The sequence below is a fragment of the Streptomyces sp. NBC_00012 genome, from assembly GCF_045040875.1.
Lineage (GTDB): Bacteria > Actinomycetota > Actinomycetes > Streptomycetales > Streptomycetaceae > Streptomyces.
Genome location: NZ_CP108309.1, coordinates 6,472,334 through 6,494,133 on the forward strand (window position 1 = coordinate 6,472,334; position 21,800 = coordinate 6,494,133).

At 72.4% G+C, this 21,800-nt stretch carries 26 protein-coding genes; 21 read left to right on the forward strand and 5 right to left on the reverse strand.

The window, feature by feature from the left end; all coding sequences use genetic code 11:
• Window positions 1-36 precede the first annotated feature (36 nt).
• Both OHA19_RS29630 and OHA19_RS29635 read left to right on the forward strand, forming a co-directional pair.
• Window positions 37-897 (forward strand): ABC transporter permease, encoded by an 861-nt coding sequence (locus tag OHA19_RS29630; protein WP_405711744.1) that lies wholly within the window; start codon window positions 37-39, stop codon window positions 895-897.
• Window positions 898-931: 34 nt separating this feature from the next.
• Window positions 932-1,663 (forward strand): ABC transporter permease, encoded by a 732-nt coding sequence (locus OHA19_RS29635; protein ID WP_405711743.1) that lies wholly within the window; start codon window positions 932-934, stop codon window positions 1,661-1,663.
• Window positions 1,664-2,066: 403 nt separating this feature from the next.
• On the opposite strand, the gene ybaK is transcribed toward OHA19_RS29635, so the two are convergent.
• From ybaK to OHA19_RS29655, 4 genes are all read right to left on the reverse strand, one after another.
• Window positions 2,067-2,570: a Cys-tRNA(Pro) deacylase gene (gene ybaK, locus OHA19_RS29640; RefSeq protein ID WP_405711741.1), complete on the reverse strand. Its 504-nt coding sequence runs from the start codon at window positions 2,568-2,570 to the stop codon at window positions 2,067-2,069.
• A gap of 30 nt (window positions 2,571-2,600) precedes the next feature.
• Window positions 2,601-3,344 carry an LON peptidase substrate-binding domain-containing protein gene (locus OHA19_RS29645; RefSeq protein WP_405752217.1) on the reverse strand — a complete coding sequence of 248 codons (744 nt, stop codon included), beginning with the start codon at window positions 3,342-3,344 and terminating at the stop codon, window positions 2,601-2,603.
• Window positions 3,345-3,349: 5 nt separating this feature from the next.
• On the reverse strand, window positions 3,350-4,387 hold the full coding sequence (locus OHA19_RS29650) for a hypothetical protein (protein WP_405711737.1): 1,038 nt from the start codon (window positions 4,385-4,387) through the stop codon (window positions 3,350-3,352).
• A 267-nt stretch (window positions 4,388-4,654) separates the two neighbouring features.
• Entirely contained in the window at window positions 4,655-6,256 is a 1,602-nt protein-coding gene (locus OHA19_RS29655) for an oxidoreductase (protein ID WP_405752220.1), read from the reverse strand.
• 138 nt (window positions 6,257-6,394) lie between these two features.
• On the opposite strand from OHA19_RS29655, the gene hisD reads away from it, so the two are divergent.
• The 10 genes from hisD to OHA19_RS29705 all read left to right on the forward strand — a co-directional run bounded on the left by hisD (window position 6,395) and on the right by OHA19_RS29705 (window position 14,147).
• Window positions 6,395-7,717: a histidinol dehydrogenase gene (gene hisD / locus OHA19_RS29660; protein ID WP_405711733.1), complete on the forward strand. Its 1,323-nt coding sequence runs from the start codon at window positions 6,395-6,397 to the stop codon at window positions 7,715-7,717.
• Window positions 7,714-8,847, forward strand: a complete 1,134-nt coding sequence (locus tag OHA19_RS29665; RefSeq protein ID WP_405752223.1) for a histidinol-phosphate transaminase — start codon at window positions 7,714-7,716, stop codon at window positions 8,845-8,847. Before hisD ends, OHA19_RS29665 begins: the two co-directional genes overlap by 4 nt.
• Window positions 8,844-9,446 (forward strand): imidazoleglycerol-phosphate dehydratase HisB, encoded by a 603-nt coding sequence (gene hisB / locus OHA19_RS29670; RefSeq protein ID WP_405711729.1) that lies wholly within the window; start codon window positions 8,844-8,846, stop codon window positions 9,444-9,446. Before OHA19_RS29665 ends, hisB begins: the two co-directional genes overlap by 4 nt.
• Window positions 9,443-9,610 carry a hypothetical protein gene (locus OHA19_RS29675; protein WP_164493121.1) on the forward strand — a complete coding sequence of 56 codons (168 nt, stop codon included), beginning with the start codon at window positions 9,443-9,445 and terminating at the stop codon, window positions 9,608-9,610. The genes hisB and OHA19_RS29675 overlap by 4 nt, the downstream gene beginning before the upstream one ends.
• 10 nt (window positions 9,611-9,620) lie before the next feature.
• Complete coding sequence (gene hisH, locus OHA19_RS29680) at window positions 9,621-10,262, forward strand: imidazole glycerol phosphate synthase subunit HisH (protein WP_405711727.1); 642 nt, start codon at window positions 9,621-9,623, stop codon at window positions 10,260-10,262.
• Window positions 10,262-10,987, forward strand: a complete 726-nt coding sequence (gene priA / locus OHA19_RS29685; RefSeq protein ID WP_093543489.1) for a bifunctional 1-(5-phosphoribosyl)-5-((5-phosphoribosylamino)methylideneamino)imidazole-4-carboxamide isomerase/phosphoribosylanthranilate isomerase PriA — start codon at window positions 10,262-10,264, stop codon at window positions 10,985-10,987. The genes hisH and priA overlap by 1 nt, the downstream gene beginning before the upstream one ends.
• Window positions 10,984-11,382, forward strand: a complete 399-nt coding sequence (locus tag OHA19_RS29690; protein ID WP_405752225.1) for a RidA family protein — start codon at window positions 10,984-10,986, stop codon at window positions 11,380-11,382. The genes priA and OHA19_RS29690 overlap by 4 nt, the downstream gene beginning before the upstream one ends.
• Window positions 11,379-12,134 (forward strand): imidazole glycerol phosphate synthase subunit HisF, encoded by a 756-nt coding sequence (gene hisF / locus OHA19_RS29695; protein ID WP_405711724.1) that lies wholly within the window; start codon window positions 11,379-11,381, stop codon window positions 12,132-12,134. Before OHA19_RS29690 ends, hisF begins: the two co-directional genes overlap by 4 nt.
• Window positions 12,135-12,292: 158 nt before the next feature.
• A complete protein-coding gene (locus tag OHA19_RS29700) occupies window positions 12,293-12,880 on the forward strand; it encodes an ArsR/SmtB family transcription factor (protein ID WP_405711722.1) in 588 nt (195 codons plus the stop codon).
• 25 nt (window positions 12,881-12,905) lie between these two features.
• The gene (locus OHA19_RS29705) at window positions 12,906-14,147 is read left to right on the forward strand and encodes an MFS transporter (protein WP_405711720.1); all 1,242 of its coding nucleotides are present in this window, start codon (window positions 12,906-12,908) and stop codon (window positions 14,145-14,147) included.
• A gap of 27 nt (window positions 14,148-14,174) precedes the next feature.
• On the opposite strand, the gene OHA19_RS29710 is transcribed toward OHA19_RS29705, so the two are convergent.
• Window positions 14,175-14,807, reverse strand: coding sequence for a TIGR03085 family metal-binding protein (locus OHA19_RS29710; RefSeq protein WP_405711718.1), 633 nt, complete (start codon window positions 14,805-14,807; stop codon window positions 14,175-14,177).
• Between the two features lie 84 nt (window positions 14,808-14,891).
• Here OHA19_RS29710 and hisI point away from each other — a divergent pair, with 84 nt between their 5' ends.
• The 9 genes from hisI (at window position 14,892) to trpA (ending at window position 21,798) form a co-directional block, all read left to right on the forward strand.
• The gene (hisI, locus tag OHA19_RS29715; protein ID WP_405711717.1) at window positions 14,892-15,275 is read left to right on the forward strand and encodes a phosphoribosyl-AMP cyclohydrolase; all 384 of its coding nucleotides are present in this window, start codon (window positions 14,892-14,894) and stop codon (window positions 15,273-15,275) included.
• 13 nt (window positions 15,276-15,288) lie between these two features.
• Window positions 15,289-16,782: an anthranilate synthase component I gene (locus tag OHA19_RS29720; RefSeq protein WP_405711715.1), complete on the forward strand. Its 1,494-nt coding sequence runs from the start codon at window positions 15,289-15,291 to the stop codon at window positions 16,780-16,782.
• A gap of 14 nt (window positions 16,783-16,796) precedes the next feature.
• Window positions 16,797-17,456: a TIGR02234 family membrane protein gene (locus OHA19_RS29725; RefSeq protein ID WP_405752229.1), complete on the forward strand. Its 660-nt coding sequence runs from the start codon at window positions 16,797-16,799 to the stop codon at window positions 17,454-17,456.
• Between the two features lie 127 nt (window positions 17,457-17,583).
• Window positions 17,584-17,832 (forward strand): HGxxPAAW family protein, encoded by a 249-nt coding sequence (locus OHA19_RS29730; protein ID WP_405711711.1) that lies wholly within the window; start codon window positions 17,584-17,586, stop codon window positions 17,830-17,832.
• Between the two features lie 79 nt (window positions 17,833-17,911).
• On the forward strand, window positions 17,912-18,412 hold the full coding sequence (locus tag OHA19_RS29735) for a DUF2752 domain-containing protein (protein WP_405711709.1): 501 nt from the start codon (window positions 17,912-17,914) through the stop codon (window positions 18,410-18,412).
• A 124-nt stretch (window positions 18,413-18,536) separates the two neighbouring features.
• A complete protein-coding gene (gene trpC, locus OHA19_RS29740) occupies window positions 18,537-19,346 on the forward strand; it encodes an indole-3-glycerol phosphate synthase TrpC (RefSeq protein WP_405711707.1) in 810 nt (269 codons plus the stop codon).
• Window positions 19,347-19,354: 8 nt separating this feature from the next.
• A complete protein-coding gene (trpM, locus tag OHA19_RS29745) occupies window positions 19,355-19,570 on the forward strand; it encodes a tryptophan biosynthesis modulator TrpM (RefSeq protein ID WP_405711705.1) in 216 nt (71 codons plus the stop codon).
• 138 nt (window positions 19,571-19,708) lie between these two features.
• Window positions 19,709-20,989: a tryptophan synthase subunit beta gene (gene trpB / locus OHA19_RS29750; RefSeq protein WP_405711703.1), complete on the forward strand. Its 1,281-nt coding sequence runs from the start codon at window positions 19,709-19,711 to the stop codon at window positions 20,987-20,989.
• A complete protein-coding gene (trpA, locus tag OHA19_RS29755) occupies window positions 20,986-21,798 on the forward strand; it encodes a tryptophan synthase subunit alpha (RefSeq protein WP_405711701.1) in 813 nt (270 codons plus the stop codon). Before trpB ends, trpA begins: the two co-directional genes overlap by 4 nt.
• Window positions 21,799-21,800: the final 2 nt, after the last annotated feature.

The window sequence follows — 21,800 nt, forward strand, 5'->3', positions numbered from 1 at the left end:
CGCGGCCGGGCAGGGAGCGAACAGGAGCAGCGCCAGGTGACGAGCATCGTTCCCCCGCACGCGGTGACCGGACCCGTCCGGACCGCGGAGGACGGCTCCGCCGGTCCCCCCGGCGACGGCTCCGGCCAGGAGGGGGCGGCGCCCGCGCCGCTCGCCCCGCGGGCCCGGCTGTTCCCCTCGCTCGCGGCGGTCTACCGCGCCCAGCTGTCCAGGGCCAGGGTCGCCCGTATCCCGCTGCTCTTCGTCGCGACCTTCCAGTCGGTCGGGATCATGGTGCTGATGCGCGGGGTGGTCGACGGCGGCTCCGAGGCGCGGGCCGTCGTCGCCGGCTCCAGTGTCCTCGTCGTGGCCTTCGTGGCGCTCAATCTCCTCGCCCAGTACTTCGGGCAGCTGCGGGCCGGCGGAGGGCTCGACCACTACGCGACCCTGCCGGTGCCGCCCGCCGCGGTGGTGCTCGGTGCGGCCGGGGCGTACGCCTCCTTCACCGTGCCCGGAACGATCGTCACGGCGGTGGCCGGCAGCGTGATGTTCGGGCTGCCGCTGACGCATCTGTGGGTGCTCGTCGCCGTCATCCCGCTCTCCGGGGCGGCGCTCTCCGGGCTGGGGGCGGCGCTGGGGCTGCTCGCACCCCGGCAGGAGCTGGCCACGCTGCTCGGCCAGCTCGGCATGTCGGCGGCGCTGCTGCTCGGTGTGCTCCCCGCCGACCGGCTGCCGACGCCGGTCGGCTGGGCGCGTGATCTGCTGCCCTCGACCTACGGTGTCGAGGCGCTCGCGCGGTCCTTCGACGCCCACCCGGACTGGACGGTCGTCGCGCTGGACCTCGCCGTCTGTGCCGTGGTCGGCGTTCTCTCGCTGGCCGCGGCGACCTGGGCGTACCGCAGGGCAGCGGTCCGGTGAGGCGCGGCGCGGGGGCGCCTGGCACGATGGCACGGTGACCGCACCTCTGACGCCGCCTCACCAGCCCTCGTCCAACGATCCCTGGCAGACCCCGCCGAACTGGGGTGGTCCGGGAGGACCGGCAGGACCCGGTGGGCCTGGTGCGCACCACCTCGGGACCCTGCTGGAGCCGGATGAGGAGAAGGATCTCCGGCCGGATCTGCGGCGGGCCGCGATCGTCGCCGCTCTGGTGACCGTCTCGGGCGTCGCGCTCGGGCTCCTCTGGCTGTGGCTGGCGCCGAGGGTTCCGCTGATCTCCGACAGCACCGCCGTCTTCCTGAACGACAGCGAGGGTGAGGAGGCGATCGGCGCCGACGGCACGTTCGTGCTGCTGGGCCTCGCCTTCGGGGCGGTCTCCGCGGCGCTGGTCTTCTGGTTCCAGCGGCGCGGCGGGATCGCCCTGGTGGTGGGGCTCGCGCTGGGCGGACTGCTCGGTTCTCTGCTGGCCTGGCGGCTGGGGGTGTGGCTCGGGCCTACCCAGGACGTGGTCGCGCACGCGCGGGCGGTCGGCAAGGGCGTGGTCTTCGACGCACCGCTCCAGCTGCGGGCGAAGGGGACGCTGCTGGCGTGGCCGCTGGGGGCGATGGCGGTGCATCTCGGGCTGACCGCGATGTTCGGGCCGCGGGATCCGGAGCCGGGGTGGGGGGTGTTTCCGGGGGCGCCGGGGGCGCCCGGATCCGGGGCGCCTGCGGGTTCGGGTTCGGACGTGCCGCCTGCGAAGTCGTAGGGCGGGTGCGGGTGCGGGTGCGGGTGCGGGTGGCTTGGGTGGGGTGGCCGCTGCGCGAGGCTTGTTCCCCTACCCGCCCCTTCCCGTAACCGGGGCTCCGCCTCGGACCCCGGTCCTCAATCGCCGGACGGGTTGAAAGGTGCCGGGCGGGTCCGGAGGTGCGCGGGGAGGGCTGAAAGGACGCGTGGGCGGGCTGTGAAAGGCGCGCGGGCGGGCTGAAGGCGCGTGGCGGGGCAGAAGCGCGGGTGGGCCGGGACGTGTGTGGGGGCGAGAGGTGTGCGGGCGGGCCGGACCCGGACCGCGTCCGGGCGCGCTGGGACGTGCTCGGCTAGGGTCTTTCGTTTGGAGCAGGCCGGATCAGGGACTGGGGCACGCGAGCCCGGCATGATCCAAACGAGTGGCCCTAGCCCCGGCCGATCTGCGCGAACACCGCCCCCGTCAGCGATGCCAGATCCGTCGGGGAGAGTTCGACCTCCAGGCCCCGACGGCCCGCCGAGACGCAGATCGTTCCGTGGGATTGCGCCGACGCGTCCAGCACCGTGCGCAGCCGCTTCCGCTGGCCCAGCGGGGAGATGCCGCCCCGCACGTAGCCGGTGGTGCGTTCGGCGGCCGACGGGTCGGCCATCGTGGCCCGCTTGCCGCCCACCGCGGCGGCCAGGGCCTTGAGGTCCAGCGAGCCGGCCACCGGGACCACCGCGACGGTCAGTGTGCCGTCGACGTCCGCGACCAGGGTCTTGAAGACCCGGTCGGGGGAGACGCCCAGCGCCTCGGCCGCCTCCTCGCCGTAGGAGGCCGAGGCCGGGTCGTGGTCGTAGGCGTGGACGGTGAACACCGTGCCGGCCGCGGTCAGGGCCACCGTGGCCGGGGTGCCGCCGGACTGTTGCTGCTTCTTGGGCTTCTTCGCCACGGGACGGTCCTCGGTCGATCGGTGGTCGGATCAGTTGGGGTGGGTCGGGGCGCGGGTCAGATCCACCGCGGGCAGCGACGGCAGATGACGGATGACCGCGGTCTCGGCGCGCAGCAGAGTCAGTTCCTCGCGCAGCCGGGTCGCGGTGTCGGGCGCCTGGAGCAGCCGTTGCCTGGTCGGGACGTCCAGTACGGCCGCCGCCGCGACCAGGTACGAGACGACGGAGGGGTCGTCGGGCAGGTCCGCGCCGGTGGTCAGGGACCGTTCGCTCGCCCCGGCCAGCCGCTTCTGGTAGCTGCGGAAGGCCCGCAGTACACCTTCGGCGAGCGCCCCCGCCTCCTCGCCGGTCTCCTCGTCCAGCTCTTCGAGTTCGGCCGTCAGGAAGGGGCCGCTCGCTTCCACGGAGAGCAGCTTGACCCGGGTGGTGCCGGTGGCCAGTACCTCGAAGCTGCCGTCCGGCCGTTCCCGGATCTTCGCCGCGTCGGCGATGCAGCCGACCCGGTGGAAGGTCTGGACCGGGTCGGGGCCGAAGCCGTCCGTGGGGCCGCGTTCGGCGGAGACGTTCACCGCGTCCGGCATTCCGGCGCCCGTCGGGGCGGTCTCGCGGCCGTCGCGGATCGCGACCACGGCGAACCGGCGGGGTTCGTCCTCGTCGGTCTTCAGGAGCTCGCGCATCATGGCGCGATAACGCTCCTCGAAGACGTTCAGCGGCAGCACGAGGCCGGGGAACAGCACCGCGTTCAGCGGGAACAGAGGCAGGCGAGCGGTGGTCACAACGGTCAAGCGTAATGGCCGCCGGGCCGGCCCCGGTCGGCCCGTCCCGGGAACGGTGCCGCGCAGGCCGCCCGGAGCCGCGTGTCGTCCCGCGCCGCCAGGAACCGGCCGAGCGGATCGTCGGAGACCGACGACCACGGGAACGACGCCGCATGGGGTCCGATCCGCCGGAACTGTTCCAGGGCCTCTTCCCAGCGCCCCCGGCTGACCAGCACGAACGCCAGCAGATTGCGGACCTCGGCGGACCACGGGTCGCCCGGCTCGAACGCGGCGGACAGCGCGATGGCCAGATCGGCCGCCGCGTCGATCCGTTCCTCCTGTACCGAGGTGGTCCGGGCGCCGGACCCCTCGATCAGCAGGGCGAAGGCGGCCCGCAGCGGCAGCGCCTGCACCAGCGAGCCGGGCAGCGAGTCCTCGGCGGCCCGCTCGGCGAAGTCGAAGCACTCGCGGTGCGAGCCGTACCAGGCCGCGGAGAGGTACCGCAGCGCCGCGACATGGCAGCCGTAGTGGTGCGAGGAGCGCTGTATCGCCTGCTCCCACAGCGCCTCGAACGTGGTGTGCGCGGCGTGGGTGCCGCGGGCGTGGTCGAGCGCGAGGCGCCAGGGCACCGGGTCGCGCGGATCGCACTCGGCCGCCGCCGAGATCAGCGGCCCCACCTCGCGCAGCTGCTCGGCGCGGGCGGGCGACTCCCAGGCCCGGCGGACCGCCAGCTCGGCCTTGACGAGCAGCGCGTCCGGGTCGTGCGGGGCGGCGGCGAGCCAGTCGGTCAGCCAGCCGTCGCGGTTGCGGGCGAAGGTGACGAGCCGGCCGAGGTAGCGGTCGCGGTTCTCCCACTCGGCGCCGTCCCGGGTGGTGGCGAGGAGTTTCGCGGCCGGTCCGTACTCCCCGAAGGCGGCGGCGACGAGTGCCGGGGAGAGCCGCTCGTCCGGGGCGTCGAGCAGCACCTCGTCGTCCGCGGGCAGTCCGGCGGGTCCCTGTGAGGGGCGCCGGATCGCGCGCGCGGCGCGGAGCAGAGCACGAAGGATTGGCATGGTGCAGACCATTGAAAAGCCCTGGTCGGAGCGGCGCCAGAGGCTCGCTGTGAAGCTTTGGTGCCGAGTGAATGGGTTGTATCGGATGAGGTCAAGAGAAAGTAAAGGAAAGTTCGAGTTCTGGCTTGTTCCCGCCGGTCCGGCCGATGGTGTGCGGTACTTCGGACGCGGCTCGGGCGGCCGTTCGACCACGGCCTGCGGGCGCCGGACCGGCCGCTCGGCAGAACGGGACGCGAGCGGCCGGGCGTCCGTCGTCCGGTCCGCCGTGGCCGGATCCGGTCAACCCCGCCGCAGCAGCCGTGAGGCGCCCGCCGCCACGGTCGTGGCCAGTATCCAGCCGAGCAGCACGAGCACGGCCGCCACCCACTGCCAGCCGTCCTCCATCCGCCAGTAGCCGTCCTGGCCCAGATTGATCACCGGGATCAGCAGATCCAGCGCGTACAGCGCCGGGTTCCACTGCGGATGCTCGTCCTGCTTGATCGCCGCCGGGACGTGCTGGGCGAAGGCCATCGCCCCCGCCGCCCACAGCAACGCCATCCACAGCGCGGCCCGCCCCGGCCGGTAGCCGTACGCCACCGTCCAGTCCTGGAGGTAGCCCCAGAGCTTCGCGGCGAGCGGCAGCGTCTCGCGCCGCCGCCGCTGCTTGGCCAGCAGCACCTCTCGGGCGTCCGCGTCCTCCCCGCAGTTGCGCAGCACCGTCGCGAGGCGCTCGTACGGCTCCGGGACGTACTCCGGGGTCGCCGCCGCCACCCACTCCAGGCGCCGGGAGAGCGGGAAGTGCCCGTACGGGACGAGGTTCTCGTACACGAAACCGCCCATCGCCAGCCCGCCTGGCCCCGGCCAGCTGGTCGACACGTCGATCAGCGTGACGACCTTCGCGCCGTTCAGCACGACCCGGCCCTCCTCCGGCCGTTCCGCGTTGAACCGCAGCTCCGGGGTGACGATCCGGCGCAGCGACAGCTCCTCGTGCCGGGCCAGCACGAACCGCGCCTTGTGCAGATCGACCGCGTCACCGAACCGCCCGTCGTCCAGGCGCACCCCGCCGCGGCACTCGAAGAACTGCGAACGGGTGCCGTTCGCCGGGGTCGACGCCATGACGATGCCGTACGGGGGAGTGGTGCCCTGGATCCCGGTCTCGACGCTCACCCACGCCTCGCTCATGTACAGCGTCCGCTCCACGCTCAGCTGAGGGGCGTTCAGCGCGCGCCGCCCCTCCCTGCCGCGCAGCCGGCTGCCGCGCAGGGAGAGCGAACCGCCGACCCTCGCCCCGCGCAGACTCAGCTCGCCGCGCGCCTCGATCAGCTCCGCCTGAAGGTCCTGGGCGACCGCCAGCCCGTCCCCGGCCAGCGCCCGCCCGCCCCGGTCCGGGCCGATCTCGATCTGGTTGATCAGCAGATCGGTGCCGATCTGGGCGTCGGTGAGCCGGATCCCGCGCGGGATCCGGCAGCGCGGCAGATGCAGATCGCCCTCGGTGCGCAGCCGGGCCGCCTCCAGCCTCGGCATCGCGCAGCCGACGATCCGCAACGTCGTGAAATGGCACTCCGGCAGCACCACCTCGTTCTCGAAGCGGCAGCCGGTCATCTCGACGTACGGTGCGACGCGCCCGCCCGCGAGGTCGAGCGTCCCGGTGATCCGCACGCCCCGGAGCTTCAGCGCCGCGACCCGGCCGGGCCGCGGTGGCGGCCCCGAGAGCAGCAGCCGGGCGACGACACGCCCGTCCACACTGCGCTCCGGTCCCCAGACGCGCGGCGCGAACGGATCGTCGTGCGCGGGATCGCGGGCGCGCAGATCGTAGGTGCTGCCGTTCCGGAAGGCCTGCCACATGCCCAGCTCGGCCGCGCTCAGACCGTCCGGAAAATCGCCGTCGTGCGGTTCGGTCACGGGTGCCCCTTCCGCTCGGAGCTGTTCTTCCCTCTGGGTGACGACGTGAACGCTATTGGTCAGCAATGACGTCCGGGACATGTATCAGCCAGTGATACGGGCGACCGGACGCCGGAGCCGGTCTGCGAGAATTGCGGTGTGATCTCTCGAATCGATCTGCGCGGCGATGCCCTCCCCGAGGGTGGAGCCCTGCGCGACCTGCTGCCCCGTGCCGAGTTCGACGTGGAAGCCGCCCTGGAGACGGTGCGGCCCATCTGCGAGGACGTACGCCATCGTGGCTCCGCGGCAGTGATCGAGTGGGGGGAGAAATTCGACGGCGTACGGCTCGACTCCACCCGGGTCCCGGCCGCGGCGATCGCCGCGGCCGTCGAGCAGCTCGCCCCGGCCGTGCGGGCCGCCCTGGAGGAGTCGATCCGCCGCGCCCGCCTCGTCCACCGCGAACAGCGCCGCACCACGCACACCACCCAGGTCGTCCCCGGCGGCACCGTCACCGAGAAGTGGGTGCCGGTCGAGCGCGTCGGGCTGTACGTCCCGGGCGGACGCTCCGTCTACCCGTCGTCCGTGGTCATGAACGTCGTACCGGCCCAGGAGGCGGGCGTCGAAGGCATCGCCGTCGCCTCCCCGCCGCAGAAGGACTTCGAGGGCCTGCCGCACCCCACGATCCTCGCCGCCTGCGCCCTGCTCGGCGTCGACGAGGTGTACGCGGCCGGCGGCGCCCAGGCCGTCGCGATGTTCGCGTACGGAACGGCCGAATGTCCTCCGGTGAACCTCGTCACCGGCCCCGGCAACATCTACGTCGCCGCCGCCAAGCGCCTCCTCAAGGGCCGCGTCGGCATCGACGCGGAGGCGGGCCCCACCGAGATCGCGATCCTCGCCGACTCCACCGCCGACCCGGTGCACGTCGCCGCCGACCTGATCAGCCAGGCCGAGCACGACCCGATGGCCGCCGCCGTCCTGGTCACCGACTCCGAGGAGCTGGCCGCGGCCACCGAGGCCGAGCTGAAGCCGCAGATCGCCGCGACCAAGCACGTCACTGACCGGATCGAGCCCGCGCTGGCCGGCCGCCAGTCCGCGATCGTCCTGGTCGACGACCTGGAGGACGGCCTCACGGTCGTCGACGCGTACGCCGCCGAGCACCTGGAGATCCAGACCGCCGACGCCGCCGCCCTCGCCGACCGGGTCCGCAACGCCGGCGCGATCTTCGTCGGCCCCTGGGCCCCGGTCTCGCTCGGCGACTACTGCGCCGGCTCCAACCACGTCCTGCCCACCGGCGGCTGCGCCTGCCACTCCTCGGGCCTCTCCGTGCAGTCCTTCCTGCGCGGCATCCACATCGTCGACTACACGCGCGACGCGCTCGCCGAGGTCACCCACCACGTCGTGACCCTCGCCGAGGCGGAGGACCTCCCCGCCCACGGCGCCGCGCTCAAGGCCAGGTTCGGCTGGAAGGTCCCGCAGCAGTGACGAACAGCGACACCCCTCGCAAGACCACCCGCATCGACGATCTCCCGATCCGGGACGAACTGCGCGGCAAGTCCCCCTACGGGGCGCCGCAGCTCGACGTACCGGTGCGGCTCAACACCAACGAGAACCCGTACCCGCTGCCCGAGGCGCTCGTCGACCGGATCGCCGAGCGCGTCCGCGAGGCCGCCCGCGACCTCAACCGCTACCCCGACCGGGACGCCGTCGAGCTCCGCACCGAACTGGCCCGCTACCTCACCCGCACCGCCGGGCACGAGGTCTCCCTCGCCAACGTCTGGGCGGCCAACGGCTCCAACGAGGTGCTCCAGCAGCTGCTCCAGACCTTCGGCGGCCCCGGCCGCACCGCGATCGGCTTCGAGCCCTCGTACTCCATGCACGCCCTCATCGCGCGCGGCACCGGCACCGGCTGGATCTCCGGACCGCGCAACGAGGACTTCACCATCGACGTCGACGCGGCCCGGAAGGTCATCGCCGAGCACCGCCCCGACGTCGTCTTCATCACCTCGCCCAACAATCCCACCGGCACCGCTGTCGACGCGGACACCGTCCTCGCGCTGTACGAGGCGGCCCAGGTCGCCAAGCCGTCGATGGTCGTGGTCGACGAGGCGTACGGCGAGTTCAGCCACCACGCCTCGCTGCTCCCGCTGATCGAGGGCCGGCCGAACATGGTCCTCTCGCGCACCATGTCGAAGGCGTTCGGCGCCGCCGGGCTGCGCCTGGGCTATCTCGCCGCCGACCCGGCCGTGGTCGACGCGGTCCAGCTGGTGCGGCTTCCGTACCACCTGTCCTCCGTCACCCAGGCCACCGCGCTCGCCGCCCTGGAGCACACCGATACGCTGCTCGGATACGTCGCGCAGCTCAAGAACGAGCGCGACCGGATCGTCACCGAGCTGCGCGCCCTCGGCTACGACGTCACCGACTCGGACGCCAACTTCGTCCAGTTCGGCCGCTTCGCCGACAGCCACACCGCCTGGCGGCGGATCCTCGACCGGGGCGTCCTGGTCCGGGACAACGGCGTACCGGGATGGCTGCGGGTCTCCGCGGGCACCCCGGCAGAGAACGACGCGTTCCTCGATGCGGTACGCGAACTCAAGAAGGAGCACGACGCATGACTCGCGCGGCCCGCGTTGGAAGAGTCGAACGCACCACCAAGGAAACCTCGGTACTGGTCGAGATGGACCTCGACGGCACCGGCAAGGTCGATGTGTCGACCGGGGTCGGTTTCTACGACCACATGCTCGACCAGCTCGGCAGGCACGGGCTCTTCGACCTCACGGTCAAGACCGACGGCGATCTGCACATCGACTCGCACCACACCATCGAGGACACCGCCCTCGCCCTCGGTGCCGCGTTCAAGCAGGCGCTCGGCGACAAGGTCGGCATCTACCGCTTCGGCAACTGCACCGTCCCGCTGGACGAGTCGCTCGCCCAGGTCACCGTCGACCTGTCCGGCCGCCCCTACCTGGTGCACACCGAGCCGGAGAACATGGCGCCGATGATCGGCGAGTACGACACGACGATGACCCGGCACATCCTGGAGTCCTTCGTCGCGCAGGCGCAGATCGCCCTGCACGTCCACGTGCCGTACGGGCGCAACGCCCACCACATCGTCGAATGCCAGTTCAAGGCGCTCGCCCGCGCCCTGCGCTACGCCAGCGAGCACGACCCGCGCGCCGCCGGGATCCTCCCTTCCACGAAGGGCGCGCTGTGACCGGCCTCAACACCATCCTGATCGTCGTCGGCCTCTTCCTGGCCGGCGGTGTCTACTCCTTCGCGAAGCAGGGCATGCCCAAGGGGGTCATCGTCCTGCTCTCGCTCGCCTCCGTGATGTGCCTGGTGGCAGGCATTCTGCGGATCCAGGGACTCTGGGACTGAGGAACGAGCTGTGAGCGACAACAAGAAGGTCGTCGTCTTCGACTACGGCTTCGGCAACGTCCGTTCCGCCGAGCGGGCCCTGGCCCACGTCGGCGCGGACGTCGAGATCACCCGCGACTTCGAGAAGGCGATGAACGCCGACGGGCTGCTGGTGCCCGGCGTCGGCGCGTTCTCCGCCTGCATGGAGGGGCTGAAGAAGGCCCGCGGCGAATGGATCATCGGCCGCAGGCTCTCCGGCGGCCGCCCCGTCATGGGCATCTGCGTCGGTATGCAGGTCCTCTTCGAGCGCGGCATCGAGCACGGTGTGGAGTCGGAGGGCCTGGACGAATGGCCCGGCACCGTCGCCCCGCTGAAGGCCCCGGTCGTCCCGCACATGGGCTGGAACACCGTGCGGGCCCCCGAGGACTCCCAGCTCTTCGCCGGTCTCGACCCCGAGGCCCGGTTCTACTTCGTGCACTCCTACGCCGTGCACGACTGGAACCTGGAAGTCACCAACCCCAAGATCCGCGCCCCCCGGGTCACCTGGGCCACCCACGGCGAGCCGTTCGTCGCCGCCGTGGAGAACGGCGCACTGTGGGCCACCCAGTTCCACCCCGAGAAGTCCGGCGATGCCGGCGCCCAGCTGCTGACCAACTGGATCGAGACGCTGTAATGCCGAAGCTTGAACTGCTCCCCGCCGTCGACGTCCGTGACGGCCAGGCCGTCCGCCTCGTCCACGGCGAGTCCGGCTCCGAGACCTCCTACGGTTCCCCGCTGGAGGCCGCCCTCGCCTGGCAGCGCGCCGGCGCCGAGTGGCTGCACCTCGTCGACCTGGACGCCGCCTTCGGCACCGGGGACAACCGGGCGCTGATCGCCGAGGTGGCCGGCGCCATGGACATCAAGGTCGAGCTCTCCGGCGGCATCCGCGACGACGCCTCGCTCGCCGCCGCCCTCGCCACCGGCTGCCGCCGGGTCAACCTCGGCACCGCCGCCCTGGAGACCCCCGAGTGGGTCGCCAAGGTCATCGCCGAGCACGGCGACCAGATCGCCGTCGGCCTCGACGTCCGCGGCACCACGCTGCGCGGCCGCGGCTGGACCCGCGACGGCGGCGACCTCTACGAGACGCTCGCCCGCCTCGACTCCGAGGGCTGCGCCCGCTACGTCGTCACCGACATCGCCAAGGACGGCACGCTCCAGGGCCCCAACCTGGAACTCCTGAAGAACGTCTGCGCCGCCACCGACAAGCCCGTCGTCGCTTCCGGCGGCGTCTCCTCGCTGGACGACCTGCGGGCCATCGCCTCGCTCGTACCGGACGGCGTCGAGGGCGCGATCGTCGGCAAGGCGCTGTACGCGAAGGCGTTCACCCTCGAAGAAGCACTGCAGGCGGTCTCCGGATGAGCGACTCCGTCAACCGTGTCTCCTCCGGCGGCCCGTGGGAGGAGAAGTTCGGTTACTCCCGTGCGGTGCAGCTGCCGAACGGGCTCGTCCTGGTGGCCGGCTGCACCGCGGTGGAGAACGGGCAGATCTCCGCGGGCGGCCCGTACGAGCAGGCCGTCACCTCCTTCAGGATCGCCTTCGACGCGCTGAAGCAGTTCGGCCTGGGCCACGAGGACGTCGTACGCACCCGGATGTACATCACGCACGCCCGGGACGTGGACGAGGTCGGCCGCGCCCACAAGGAGCTCTTCGACGACGTCCGCCCCGCCGCCTCGATGATCATCGTGTCCGGTTTCGTGGACCCGAGCCTGGTCGTCGAGGTCGAGGTCGAGGCCTACCGGGCAGGTGCGCGATGAGCCTCGCGGTACGCGTCATCCCCTGCCTGGACGTCGACAACGGCCGGGTCGTCAAGGGCGTCAACTTCCAGAACCTGCGCGACGCGGGTGACCCCGTCGAGATGGCGAAGCTGTACGACGCCGAGGGCGCCGACGAGCTGACCTTCCTGGACATCACCGCCTCCAGCGGCGACCGGGAGACCACCTACGACGTGGTGCGCCGCACCGCCGAGCAGGTCTTCATCCCGCTCACGGTCGGCGGCGGCGTCCGCACCGCCGACGACGTCGACAAGCTGCTGCGGGCCGGCGCGGACAAGGTCGGCGTCAACACCGCCGCCATCGCCCGCCCCGACCTCGTCCGGGAGATCGCCGAGCGCTTCGGCCGCCAGGTCCTGGTGCTCTCCGTGGACGCCCGGCGCACCCCCGCCGGCACCTTCGAGGTCACCACGCACGGCGGCCGCAGGGGCACCGGCATCGACGCCGTCGAATGGGCGCACCGGGCCGCCGAGCTGGGCGCGGGCGAGATCCTGCTCAACTCGATGGACGCGGACGGCACCAAGGACGGCTACGACACCGAGATGATCGCGGCGGTGCGCCGGCACGTGACCGTCCCGGTCATCGCCTCGGGCGGCGCCGGCCGGCTCGCCGACTTCGCGCCCGCCATCGAGGCGGGCGCCGACGCGGTGCTCGCCGCCTCCGTCTTCCACTTCGGCGATCTGCGGATCTCCGAGGTCAAGGACGCGCTCAGGGAGGCCGGACACCCGGTCCGCTGACTCCGCAGTACCCCATCGATCGCCGGACGGGCCTCGTGTCCCGTCCGGCGATCGGCTTTTCCGGTGCCGTTCCCGGCGTGCCCGTGCCACGAAAATCCACAACTTCTCTTTCGCAATAAAGATTGCGCAATTTTTCTTTCCCGTCTAGGTTCGTGGACATGGCAAGCAAAAAAATGCGCCGCGTCTCGGACCTGGAGACGCTGAAGGCGTTCGGACACCCCCTGCGGATGAAGCTGTACCGGGCCCTCTACATCTCCCGCGAGGCCACCGCTTCCCAGCTCGCCGAGCAGGTCGACGAGGCGGTCTCGCTCGTCAGCTACCACCTGCGCAAGCTCGCCGACCATGGCCTGATCGAGGAGGCTGAGCAGCAGGGCAGAGATGGTCGCGAGCGGTGGTGGCAGCCCGCCTCCAAGGGGGTGACCTTCCATGACGAGGACTTCGACGACGCCCCCGAGATGGTGGCCACGCGCGCCGCCGTCGGCCGGCTCTCCTTCGACCAGCACATCGAGCTGTTCCGCCGCTACCTCGACTCGGCCCAGAGCTGGTCACCAAAGTGGCGCAGCGCCGCCTCCAGCTCCGAGTACCTGGCCCGGCTCACCGCCGAGGAGCTCTCCGCGCTCGGCCGCGAGATGCACGAGCTGATCGACCGGTACGAGGAGCTCGGCCGCGCCCGCGACGTGGCCGGGGAGACGGAAGGCCGCGAGAACGTCGCCGTGCACCTGTACACATTCCCGTTCCGCACCTGAGCCGACGCCCCGAGAGGACCCCCTCATGACCGTCACCGTCACGGCCGCGAAAGCTCCCGAACGCCCCGCCCACCGCGACGCCAACGTCCTGCGCTGGCTCGGCGCCTACACCGCGTCCATGATCGGCGACAGCATCTACTACATGGCGCTCGCCTGGGCCGCCGCCCGTACCGGGGACCCCACCCAGACCGGCCTCGTCCTCGCCGCCGGCTCCATACCCCGAGCCGTCCTGATGCTCGGCGGGGGAGTGCTCGCCGACCGGATCGGACCGCGCCGCGTCGTCATCGGCAGCGACGCCGTCCGCTGCCTGGTCGTCCTCGGCCTGGCCGGCGCGCTGCTGCTCACCTCGCCGACGCTGTGGCTGCTGATCGCCGTCGCGCTCGTCTTCGGCGTGGTCGACGCCCTCTTCCTGCCCGCCGTCGGCGCACTGCCGCCCCGGATCACCGCAGCCGGAGAGCTGGCCCGGGTCCAGGGACTGCGCGGACTGGCCATCCGTACCGCCAGTGTGGTCGGCGCCCCGATCGGCGGCGTCGCGGTGGCGCTCGGCGGGCCGACGCTCGCCTTCGCCGCGGCCGGGGTGCTCTTCGCCATGTCGCTGCCGCTGCTCCTGTCCCTGCGGATCCGTCCGCTGCCCGAGGAGAGCGCCGAACGCTCCGGCACCGCCTGGCACGACCTGGTCGACGGGCTGCGCCACATCCGCCGCCACTCGCTGCTCGGACCGCTGATGCTCGTCGTCGCCGTCAGCGAGCTGGGCTTCGCCGGCCCACTCAACCTCGGCCTGGTGCTGCTCGCCCGGGAACGCGGCTGGGGCGCCTCCGGCATGGGCTGGATCATCGCCGCGTTCGGGATCGGGGCCGGTGTGTCGGCCCTGCTGCTCGCCGTGCGCGGCCGGGTGCCGCGCGCCGGGCTGGTGATGTGCCTGACGGTCCTGGTCGGCTCGGTCGCCATCGGGGCCATGGCCCACGTCCCGTCGGTGGCCCTCGCCGCCGTCGCGGCCGTCTGCGTCGGCCTCTTCGCCGGACTCGGCGGCGCCCTGTGCGGCGCCCTGATCCAGACCGTCACCGAACCCGCCTACCTCGGCCGGGTCACCTCGGTCTCGACGCTCTTCACCCACGCGATCGCCCCGCTCAGCTACCCGGTCACGGGAGCCGCCGTCGCGATCTGGGGGACCGGCCCGGTCTTCGTCGCCAGCGCCGCGGTGTGCGCCTGCGGGGCGGTGACGGGGCTGGCCATCGCCGGGCTGCGCCGCGCGGAACTCCCGGCCTGAGCCCGCCCCCGTGCCATCGGGGCGGGCCTACATCCCCAGCTCCGCCGTGTGCAGCCGGTCCACCGCCTCCTTGTCGCCCTCCAGGCCCACCGTCGCCGCGTCCTGCCGCCCGAACACGAAGAGCAGCAGCTCGCCCGGCTCGCCGGTCACCGTCACCACCGGGGTGCCCTTGTGCGCCACCGCCGTCTGGCCGTCCGGGCGGCGCAGCACCAGCCCCACCGGGGACCTGCGGCCCAGCAGCCGGGCCGTCTTCTCGGCGCGCGCCCACAACAGATCGGCGAAGACAGGGTCCAGCTCCCGCCGCGACCAGTCCGGCTGGGCCCGGCGGACGTCCTCCGTGTGGACGTAGAACTCGACGGTGTTGGCGGCCTCGTCGACCTGCTTCACGGCGTACGGGGAGAACCTCGGCGGCCCCGTACGGATCAACTGGATCAGCTCCTCGTACGGCTTCGCGGCGAACTCGGCCTGCACCCGTTCGAGCCGGTTCTTCAACGCGCCCAGCAGGATCCCGCCCGCGGCGTCCGGCCGGCGCTCCCGGACCACCACATGGGCGGCCAGGTCCCGGGTCGTCCAGCCGTGGCACAGGGTCGGGGCCTCCGGTCCCGCCGCCTCCAACAGGTCGGCGAGCAGAAGTCGTTCACGCTTCGCATGGGTCGACATGCTCGCCAGCGTACGACCGTCGCACCCGGTCCGCCCAGTGGACGCCGCACCGGAACGCCCTCGCGGCCACGGCACAATGGGCGCATGACCAGCGCGCCCACGCCCAGCACCCCGCCGCCGCCCAGCAATCTCGACCCGGCCATCGCTGCCCGGCTCAAGCGGGGTGCCGACGGACTCGTCCCGGCCATCGCCCAGCAGTACGACACCGGCGAGGTGCTGATGCTCGGCTGGATGGACGACGAGGCCCTGCACCGCACCCTCACCACCGGCCGCTGCACCTACTGGTCCCGCAGCCGTCAGGAGTACTGGGTCAAGGGCGACACCTCGGGCCACATCCAGCAGGTCAAGTCCGTCGCCCTCGACTGTGACGCCGACACCGTCCTCGTCCGGGTCGACCAGACGGGTGCCGCCTGCCACACCGGCGACCGCACCTGCTTCGACGCCGACGTCCTCCCGCTCGCGCAGTAAAGGGCCAGCCGCCATGGATCTCGACACCTTCCGCAAACTTGCCGTCGACCGGCGCGTCATCCCCGTCAGCCGCAGGCTCCTCGCGGACGGCGACACCCCGGTCGGGCTCTACCGCAAACTCGCGGGCGAGCGCACCGGCACCTTCCTCCTGGAATCCGCGGAGAACGGCCGCACCTGGTCGCGCTACTCCTTCATCGGGGTACGCAGCGCCGCCACCCTCACCGCACGTGACGGACAGGCCCACTGGCTGGGCGTCCCGCCCGTCGGCGTCCCCCTCGACGGCGACCCGCTGGAGGCCCTGCGCGCCACCATCGAGACCCTGCACACCCCGCACGACCTGGTCGTCGACGACGCACTGCCCCCGTTCACCGGCGGCATGGTCGGCTATCTCGGCTACGACATCGTGCGCCGCCTGGAGAAGATCGGCGACAGCGCCGAGGACGACCTGCACCTCCCCGAACTGACCATGCTGCTCACCTCCGACCTGGCGGTGCTCGACCACTGGGACGGCAGCGTCCTGCTGATCGCCAACGCGATCAACCACAACGACCTGACGACCGGCGTCGACGAGGCGTACGCGGACGCCGTCGCGCGCCTCGACGCCATGGAACGGGACCTCTCCCGCCCGGTCGAGAACGTCCCCGCCGCCCTCCCGCCGTCCGAGCTGCCCCCGTACACCGCACGGTGGGGCGGCGAGGCGTACCAGGACGCCGTCGAGGACGTGAAGGAACGCATCAGGGCCGGCGAAGCCTTCCAGGTCGTCCCCTCCCAGCGCTTCGAGACCCCGTGCACGGCAAGCGCGTTGGACGTGTACCGGGTGCTGCGCGCCACCAACCCGTCGCCGTACATGTACCTCTTCCGGTTCGACGGCTTCGACGTCGCCGGCTCCAGCCCGGAGGCCCTGGTCAAGGTCGAGGACGGACGCGCGATGGTCCACCCGATCGCCGGCACCAGGCACCGCGGCGCCACCCCGCAGGAGGACCAGGCGCTCGCCGACGAGCTCCTCGCCGACCCGAAGGAACGCGCCGAGCACCTGATGCTGGTCGACCTCGGCCGCAACGACCTGGGGCGGGTCTGCGTACCCGGCACCGTCGAGGTCGTCGACTTCATGTCGATCGAGCGGTACTCGCACGTGATGCACATCGTCTCCACCGTCACCGGCCGCGTCGCCGAGGGCCGCACCGCCTTCGACGTCCTCACCGCCTGTTTCCCCGCCGGCACCCTCTCCGGCGCCCCGAAGCCCCGCGCGATGCAGATCATCGAGGAGCTCGAACCGACCCGTCGCGGACTGTACGGAGGCTGCGTCGGCTATCTCGACTTCGCCGGGGACTCCGACACCGCCATCGCCATCCGCACCGCCCTGCTCCGCGACGGCACGGCGTACGTCCAGGCCGGAGCCGGGGTCGTCGCCGACTCCGACCCGGTCGCCGAGGACACCGAATGCCGCAACAAGGCCGCGGCGGTGCTCCGCGCGGTGCATACCGCCAACCGGCTCCACGGCGCCTGAGGCGGTAGGGGATAGTGGAGTACGTGAGCGCTGTCCCCGTACCCCAGCCCCGTGCCCGAGCCGCCACCGCGTCCGGCGGCTCGGGAAGCCGCCGCAGCCTGGCCGCCGGCCTGTTCCTCGGGGCGGTGGGCGCCACCGTCGTCCTGCTCGCTTCCGGTCAGACCTGGGCCGAGGGCGAGGCGTCCGTCGGCGGCGGCGCGCTGCCCCTGACCGCCGACGGCCAGGACGTCACCGGCCTTCCGGCGGCCCTCGCCATCGTCGGCCTGGCCGCCCTCGTCGCCGTCTTCGCGGTCCGCGGCGCCGGCCGGCTGCTCGTCGCCGGGCTCCTCGCCCTCAGCGGCCTCGGCGCAGGACTGAGCGCCTGCCTCGGCGCCACCGACAGCGCGGCGCTCGACGAGAAGGCCGCCCAGTCCACCGGCGACGCCTCGGCGACCATCGACGCGCTCACCCACACCGCGTGGCCGTACGTCACCGCGGCCGGCGGCCTGCTGATCCTGCTCGCCGGGCTGCTCGCCCTGCGCTACGGGAAGCTCTGGCCCACCATGTCGGGACGGTACGAACGGGACGGCACGCCCCGCCCCCGCAAGGCCGCCCGCACCGCCCCGGACCCCGACCGGCCCGAGGACCTCTGGAAGGCCCTGGACCGCGGCGAGGACCCGACGCGCGAGACGTGACCCCCAACTCACGTCCTACCTGTACGTACGGGACAATGAAGCCGAGCTTTCAGCACAGCGGCACCAACAGCGCCACCAGCTTTGCGTACAGCGATACCAACAGCGCATCACCAACAAGGAGCAACTCATGGCGGGCAGCAGCCACGGACACACCCCGGCCGCCTGGACCGGTGTCATCATCTCCTTCATCGGCTTCTGCGTCGCAGGCGTCTTCATGGTCGCGGCCAACGTCGTCGGCTTCTGGGCCGGAATCGCCGTCGTCCTGCTCGGCGGCGTCGTCGGCCTCGCGATGAAGGCCGCGGGTCTCGGCATGCCGAAGGAGTCCGCGGAGATGGCCCAGGCACGGGCCCGCGCCGCACAGGCCCAGGTCTCCTGACACCACGCGGCACCGTACGCACACGAGGCGCAGCCCGGCCCGGGCTGCGCCTTTCCGCGTCAACGGGGACAATCACCGGGTGGACGCATCGCCTACCCCCGCCGCCGCAGTGCCGGCCCCGGCCTCCGGGCCCTCTCCCGGCCGCCCGTCCCCGCCGGTCTTCCCGCCGGCCCCCGTGCCCGCCTCGCGCGTCCGGCGCCTCGCCACACCGGCGGGCGTGATGGCCGTCGTCGTCGGGGCGTTCGGTTACGTCGGTGCCGTCGACCCCAACCAGCCCGGCCACTACCCGCTCTGCCCGCTGCTCCGCTTCACCGGGCTCTACTGCCCGGGCTGCGGAGGACTGCGAAGCGCCCACGCCGTCGCACACGGCGACATCGCCGCCGCTCTCGGCTCCAACGCGCTCGCCGTCGTCGGCTACGCGGCCTTCGCCGCCCTCTGGGCCCTCTGGGCGGTCCGCGCCTGGCGGGGCAGGCCCATGAGCATCGCGGCGAAGCCGGTCGTCTGGTGGGGGATCGGGGCCGTACTGCTGATCTTCTCGGTGGTGCGGAACCTACCGTTCGGTACGGTTCTGGCCCCTTGAATGCCCAGGTAGTGGGACATTCACCGACCGGATTCGGGCCGACAGCCCTCCTGCGGATAGCATTGATATGGCTGATCCTGTTCTGCTGTTCATCTCATCACCGTCCCGGAAGGGGGCCGCTCGCGTGAGTGTGCTCGACGAGATCATCGACGGCGTACGCGCCGACCTCGCGGAGCGGCAGGCGCGTGTCAGCCTCGACGAGCTGAAGGAGCGCGCCGCGCGCGCTCCGGGAGCCAAGGACGGAGTCGCCGCCCTGCGCGGCGAGGGTGTCACCGTCATCTGCGAGGTCAAGCGTTCCAGCCCCTCCAAGGGGGCCCTGGCCGCGATCGCGGACCCGGCCGCGCTCGCCGCGGACTACGAGGCGGGCGGCGCGTCCGTCATCTCGGTCCTCACCGAGGAGCGCCGCTTCGGCGGCTCGCTCGCCGACCTGGAGGCCGTCCGCGCCAAGGTCGACATCCCGGTGCTGCGCAAGGACTTCATCGTCACCTCGTACCAGCTCTGGGAGGCCCGCGCCTACGGCGCCGACCTCGCTCTGCTGATCGTCGCCGCCCTCGACCAGGAGGCCCTGGTCTCCCTGATCGAGCGCGCCGAGTCCATCGGCCTGACGCCGCTGGTCGAGGTGCACGACGAGGAGGAGGCGGAGCGTGCCGTGGACGCCGGGGCGAAGGTCATCGGTGTCAACGCGCGCAACCTGAAGGACCTCAAGGTCGACCGCTCCACCTTCGAGCGCGTCGCCCCCGAGATCCCGAACCACATCGTCAAGGTCGCCGAGTCCGGCGTCCGCGGCCCGCACGACCTCATCGCCTACGCCAACGCGGGCGCCGACGCGGTGCTCGTGGGCGAGTCGCTGGTCACCGGCCGCGACCCGCGGGCCGCCGTCGCCGACCTCGTGGCCGCCGGCGCCCACCCGGCCCTGCGACACGGACGGAGCTGACCCGACCCGTGTCCGCCGAACGTCTCGCGTCGCGTCGCCGGCGGGGCCTGCGCCCCACCGGAGCCACGGCCCGGGTCCCGCACGCGCCGCTGGCGCGCGGCTGCCGCCCCCGCGGCTGCCGTGCCCCCGCGCGCCGGGTGCACGGCCGGCGGGTGCGGTACGTGATCGGCGACGAGCCCGGCCAGGTCAACGGCATGCGATGGCGCACGGGGACCGCACCGTAGCGAGCCCCGGCCGACGTACCCGCACCACTCCCGTCGTACGTACGACCGCACCGCCCCGACCGATCACCGGTCGCGGTGGCGCTCCGCTCACGGCGCATACGGTGAATCCACCCATTGCGATGTCGAGGAGCACGTCGGATGTCATCTGACTTCTTCATTCCGGACCCGGAGGGTCTGATCCCCAGCGCCGAGGGGTATTTCGGTGCGTTCGGCGGCAAGTTCATCCCGGAGGCGCTCGTCGCCGCCGTGGACGAGGTCGCCGTCGAGTACGACAAGGCCAAACACGACCCGGCCTTCGCCGCCGAGCTCAACGAGCTCATGGTCAACTACACCGGCCGGCCCAGCGCGCTGACCGAGGTCCCGCGCTTCGCGGAGCACGCGGGCGGCGCCCGGATCTTCCTCAAGCGCGAGGACCTCAACCACACCGGCTCGCACAAGATCAACAACGTGCTGGGCCAGGCGCTGCTCACCAAGCGCATGGGCAAGACCCGGGTCATCGCCGAGACCGGCGCCGGCCAGCACGGCGTCGCCACCGCGACCGCCTGCGCGCTCTTCGGCCTCGAATGCACCATCTACATGGGCGAGATCGACACCGAGCGGCAGGCGCTGAACGTGGCGCGGATGCGGATGCTCGGCGCCGAGGTCATCGCGGTGAAGTCCGGCTCCAGGACCCTGAAGGACGCCATCAACGAGGCGTTCCGCGACTGGGTCGCCAATGTGGACCGCACGCACTACCTCTTCGGCACCGTCGCCGGACCGCACCCCTTCCCGGCCATGGTCCGCGACTTCCACCGGGTCATCGGCGTCGAGGCCCGCCGCCAGATCCTGGAGCGCGCCGGCCGGCTGCCGGACGCCGCCATCGCCTGCGTCGGCGGCGGCTCCAACGCCATCGGGCTCTTCCACGCCTTCATCCCGGACGCGCACGTCCGGCTGATCGGCTGCGAGCCCGCCGGACACGGTGTGGAGACCGGCGAGCACGCGGCGACCCTGACCGCGGGCGAGCCCGGCATCCTGCACGGCTCGCGCAGCTACGTCCTCCAGGACGACGAGGGCCAGATCACCGAGCCGTACTCCATCTCGGCCGGTCTCGACTACCCGGGCATCGGCCCGGAGCACTCGTACCTCAAGGACATCGGCCGCGGCGAGTACCGCGCGGTCACCGACGACGCGGCCATGCAGTCGCTGCGTCTGCTCTCCCGCACCGAGGGGATCATCCCGGCCATCGAGAGCGCCCACGCGCTGGCCGGAGCCCTGGAGGTCGGCAAGGAGCTCGGCAAGGACGGGCTGATCGTGGTCAACCTGTCCGGCCGCGGCGACAAGGACATGGACACGGCAGCCCGCTATTTCGGGCTGTACGACGGGGCCGACGGCGTCGTCGAGGCCGATGTGGCCGACGGGGAAGAGGAGGTCACCAAGTGAGCGGCAACGTGGAGCTGTTGGGTTCCGCCCTCGCACAGGCGAAGGCGGAGAACCGGGCCGCCCTCATCGCGTACCTCCCGGCCGGGTTCCCGACCGTCGACGGCGGGATCGAGGCCGTGAAGGCGGTCGTGGCGGGCGGTGCCGACATCGTCGAGGTGGGGCTGCCGCACAGCGACCCGGTGCTCGACGGGCCGGTCATCCAGACCGCCGACGACATCGCCCTGCGCGGCGGGGTGAAGATCGCCGACGTGATGCGCACGGTCCGCGAGGCCCATGAGGCGACCGGTGTCCCGATCCTCGTCATGACGTACTGGAACCCGATCGACCGGTACGGCGTCGAGCGCTTCACCGCCGAGCTCGCCGAGGCGGGCGGCGCCGGGTGCATCCTGCCCGACCTGCCGGTCCAGGAGTCCGGGCTGTGGCGCGAGCACGCCGACAAGCACGGTCTCGCGACCGTCTTCGTCGTCGCGCCGAGCAGCAAGGACGAACGCCTCGCCACCATCACCGCGGCCGGCTCCGGCTTCGTCTACGCGGCCTCGCTGATGGGCGTCACCGGCACCCGGGCCTCGGTCGGCGAGCAGGCCCAGGACCTGGTCCTGCGCACCCGCGCCACGACGGAGCTGCCGGTCTGCGTCGGCCTGGGGGTCTCCAACGCCGAGCAGGCCGCCGAGGTCGCGGGCTTCGCCGACGGGGTGATCGTCGGCTCCGCCTTCGTCAAGGCGATCCTGGACGCCCCCGACGAGGCGGCCGGCCTGGCCGCGGTCCGCTCCCTGGCGGGCGACCTCGCCGAAGGCGTTCGAAAGCGCTGAAT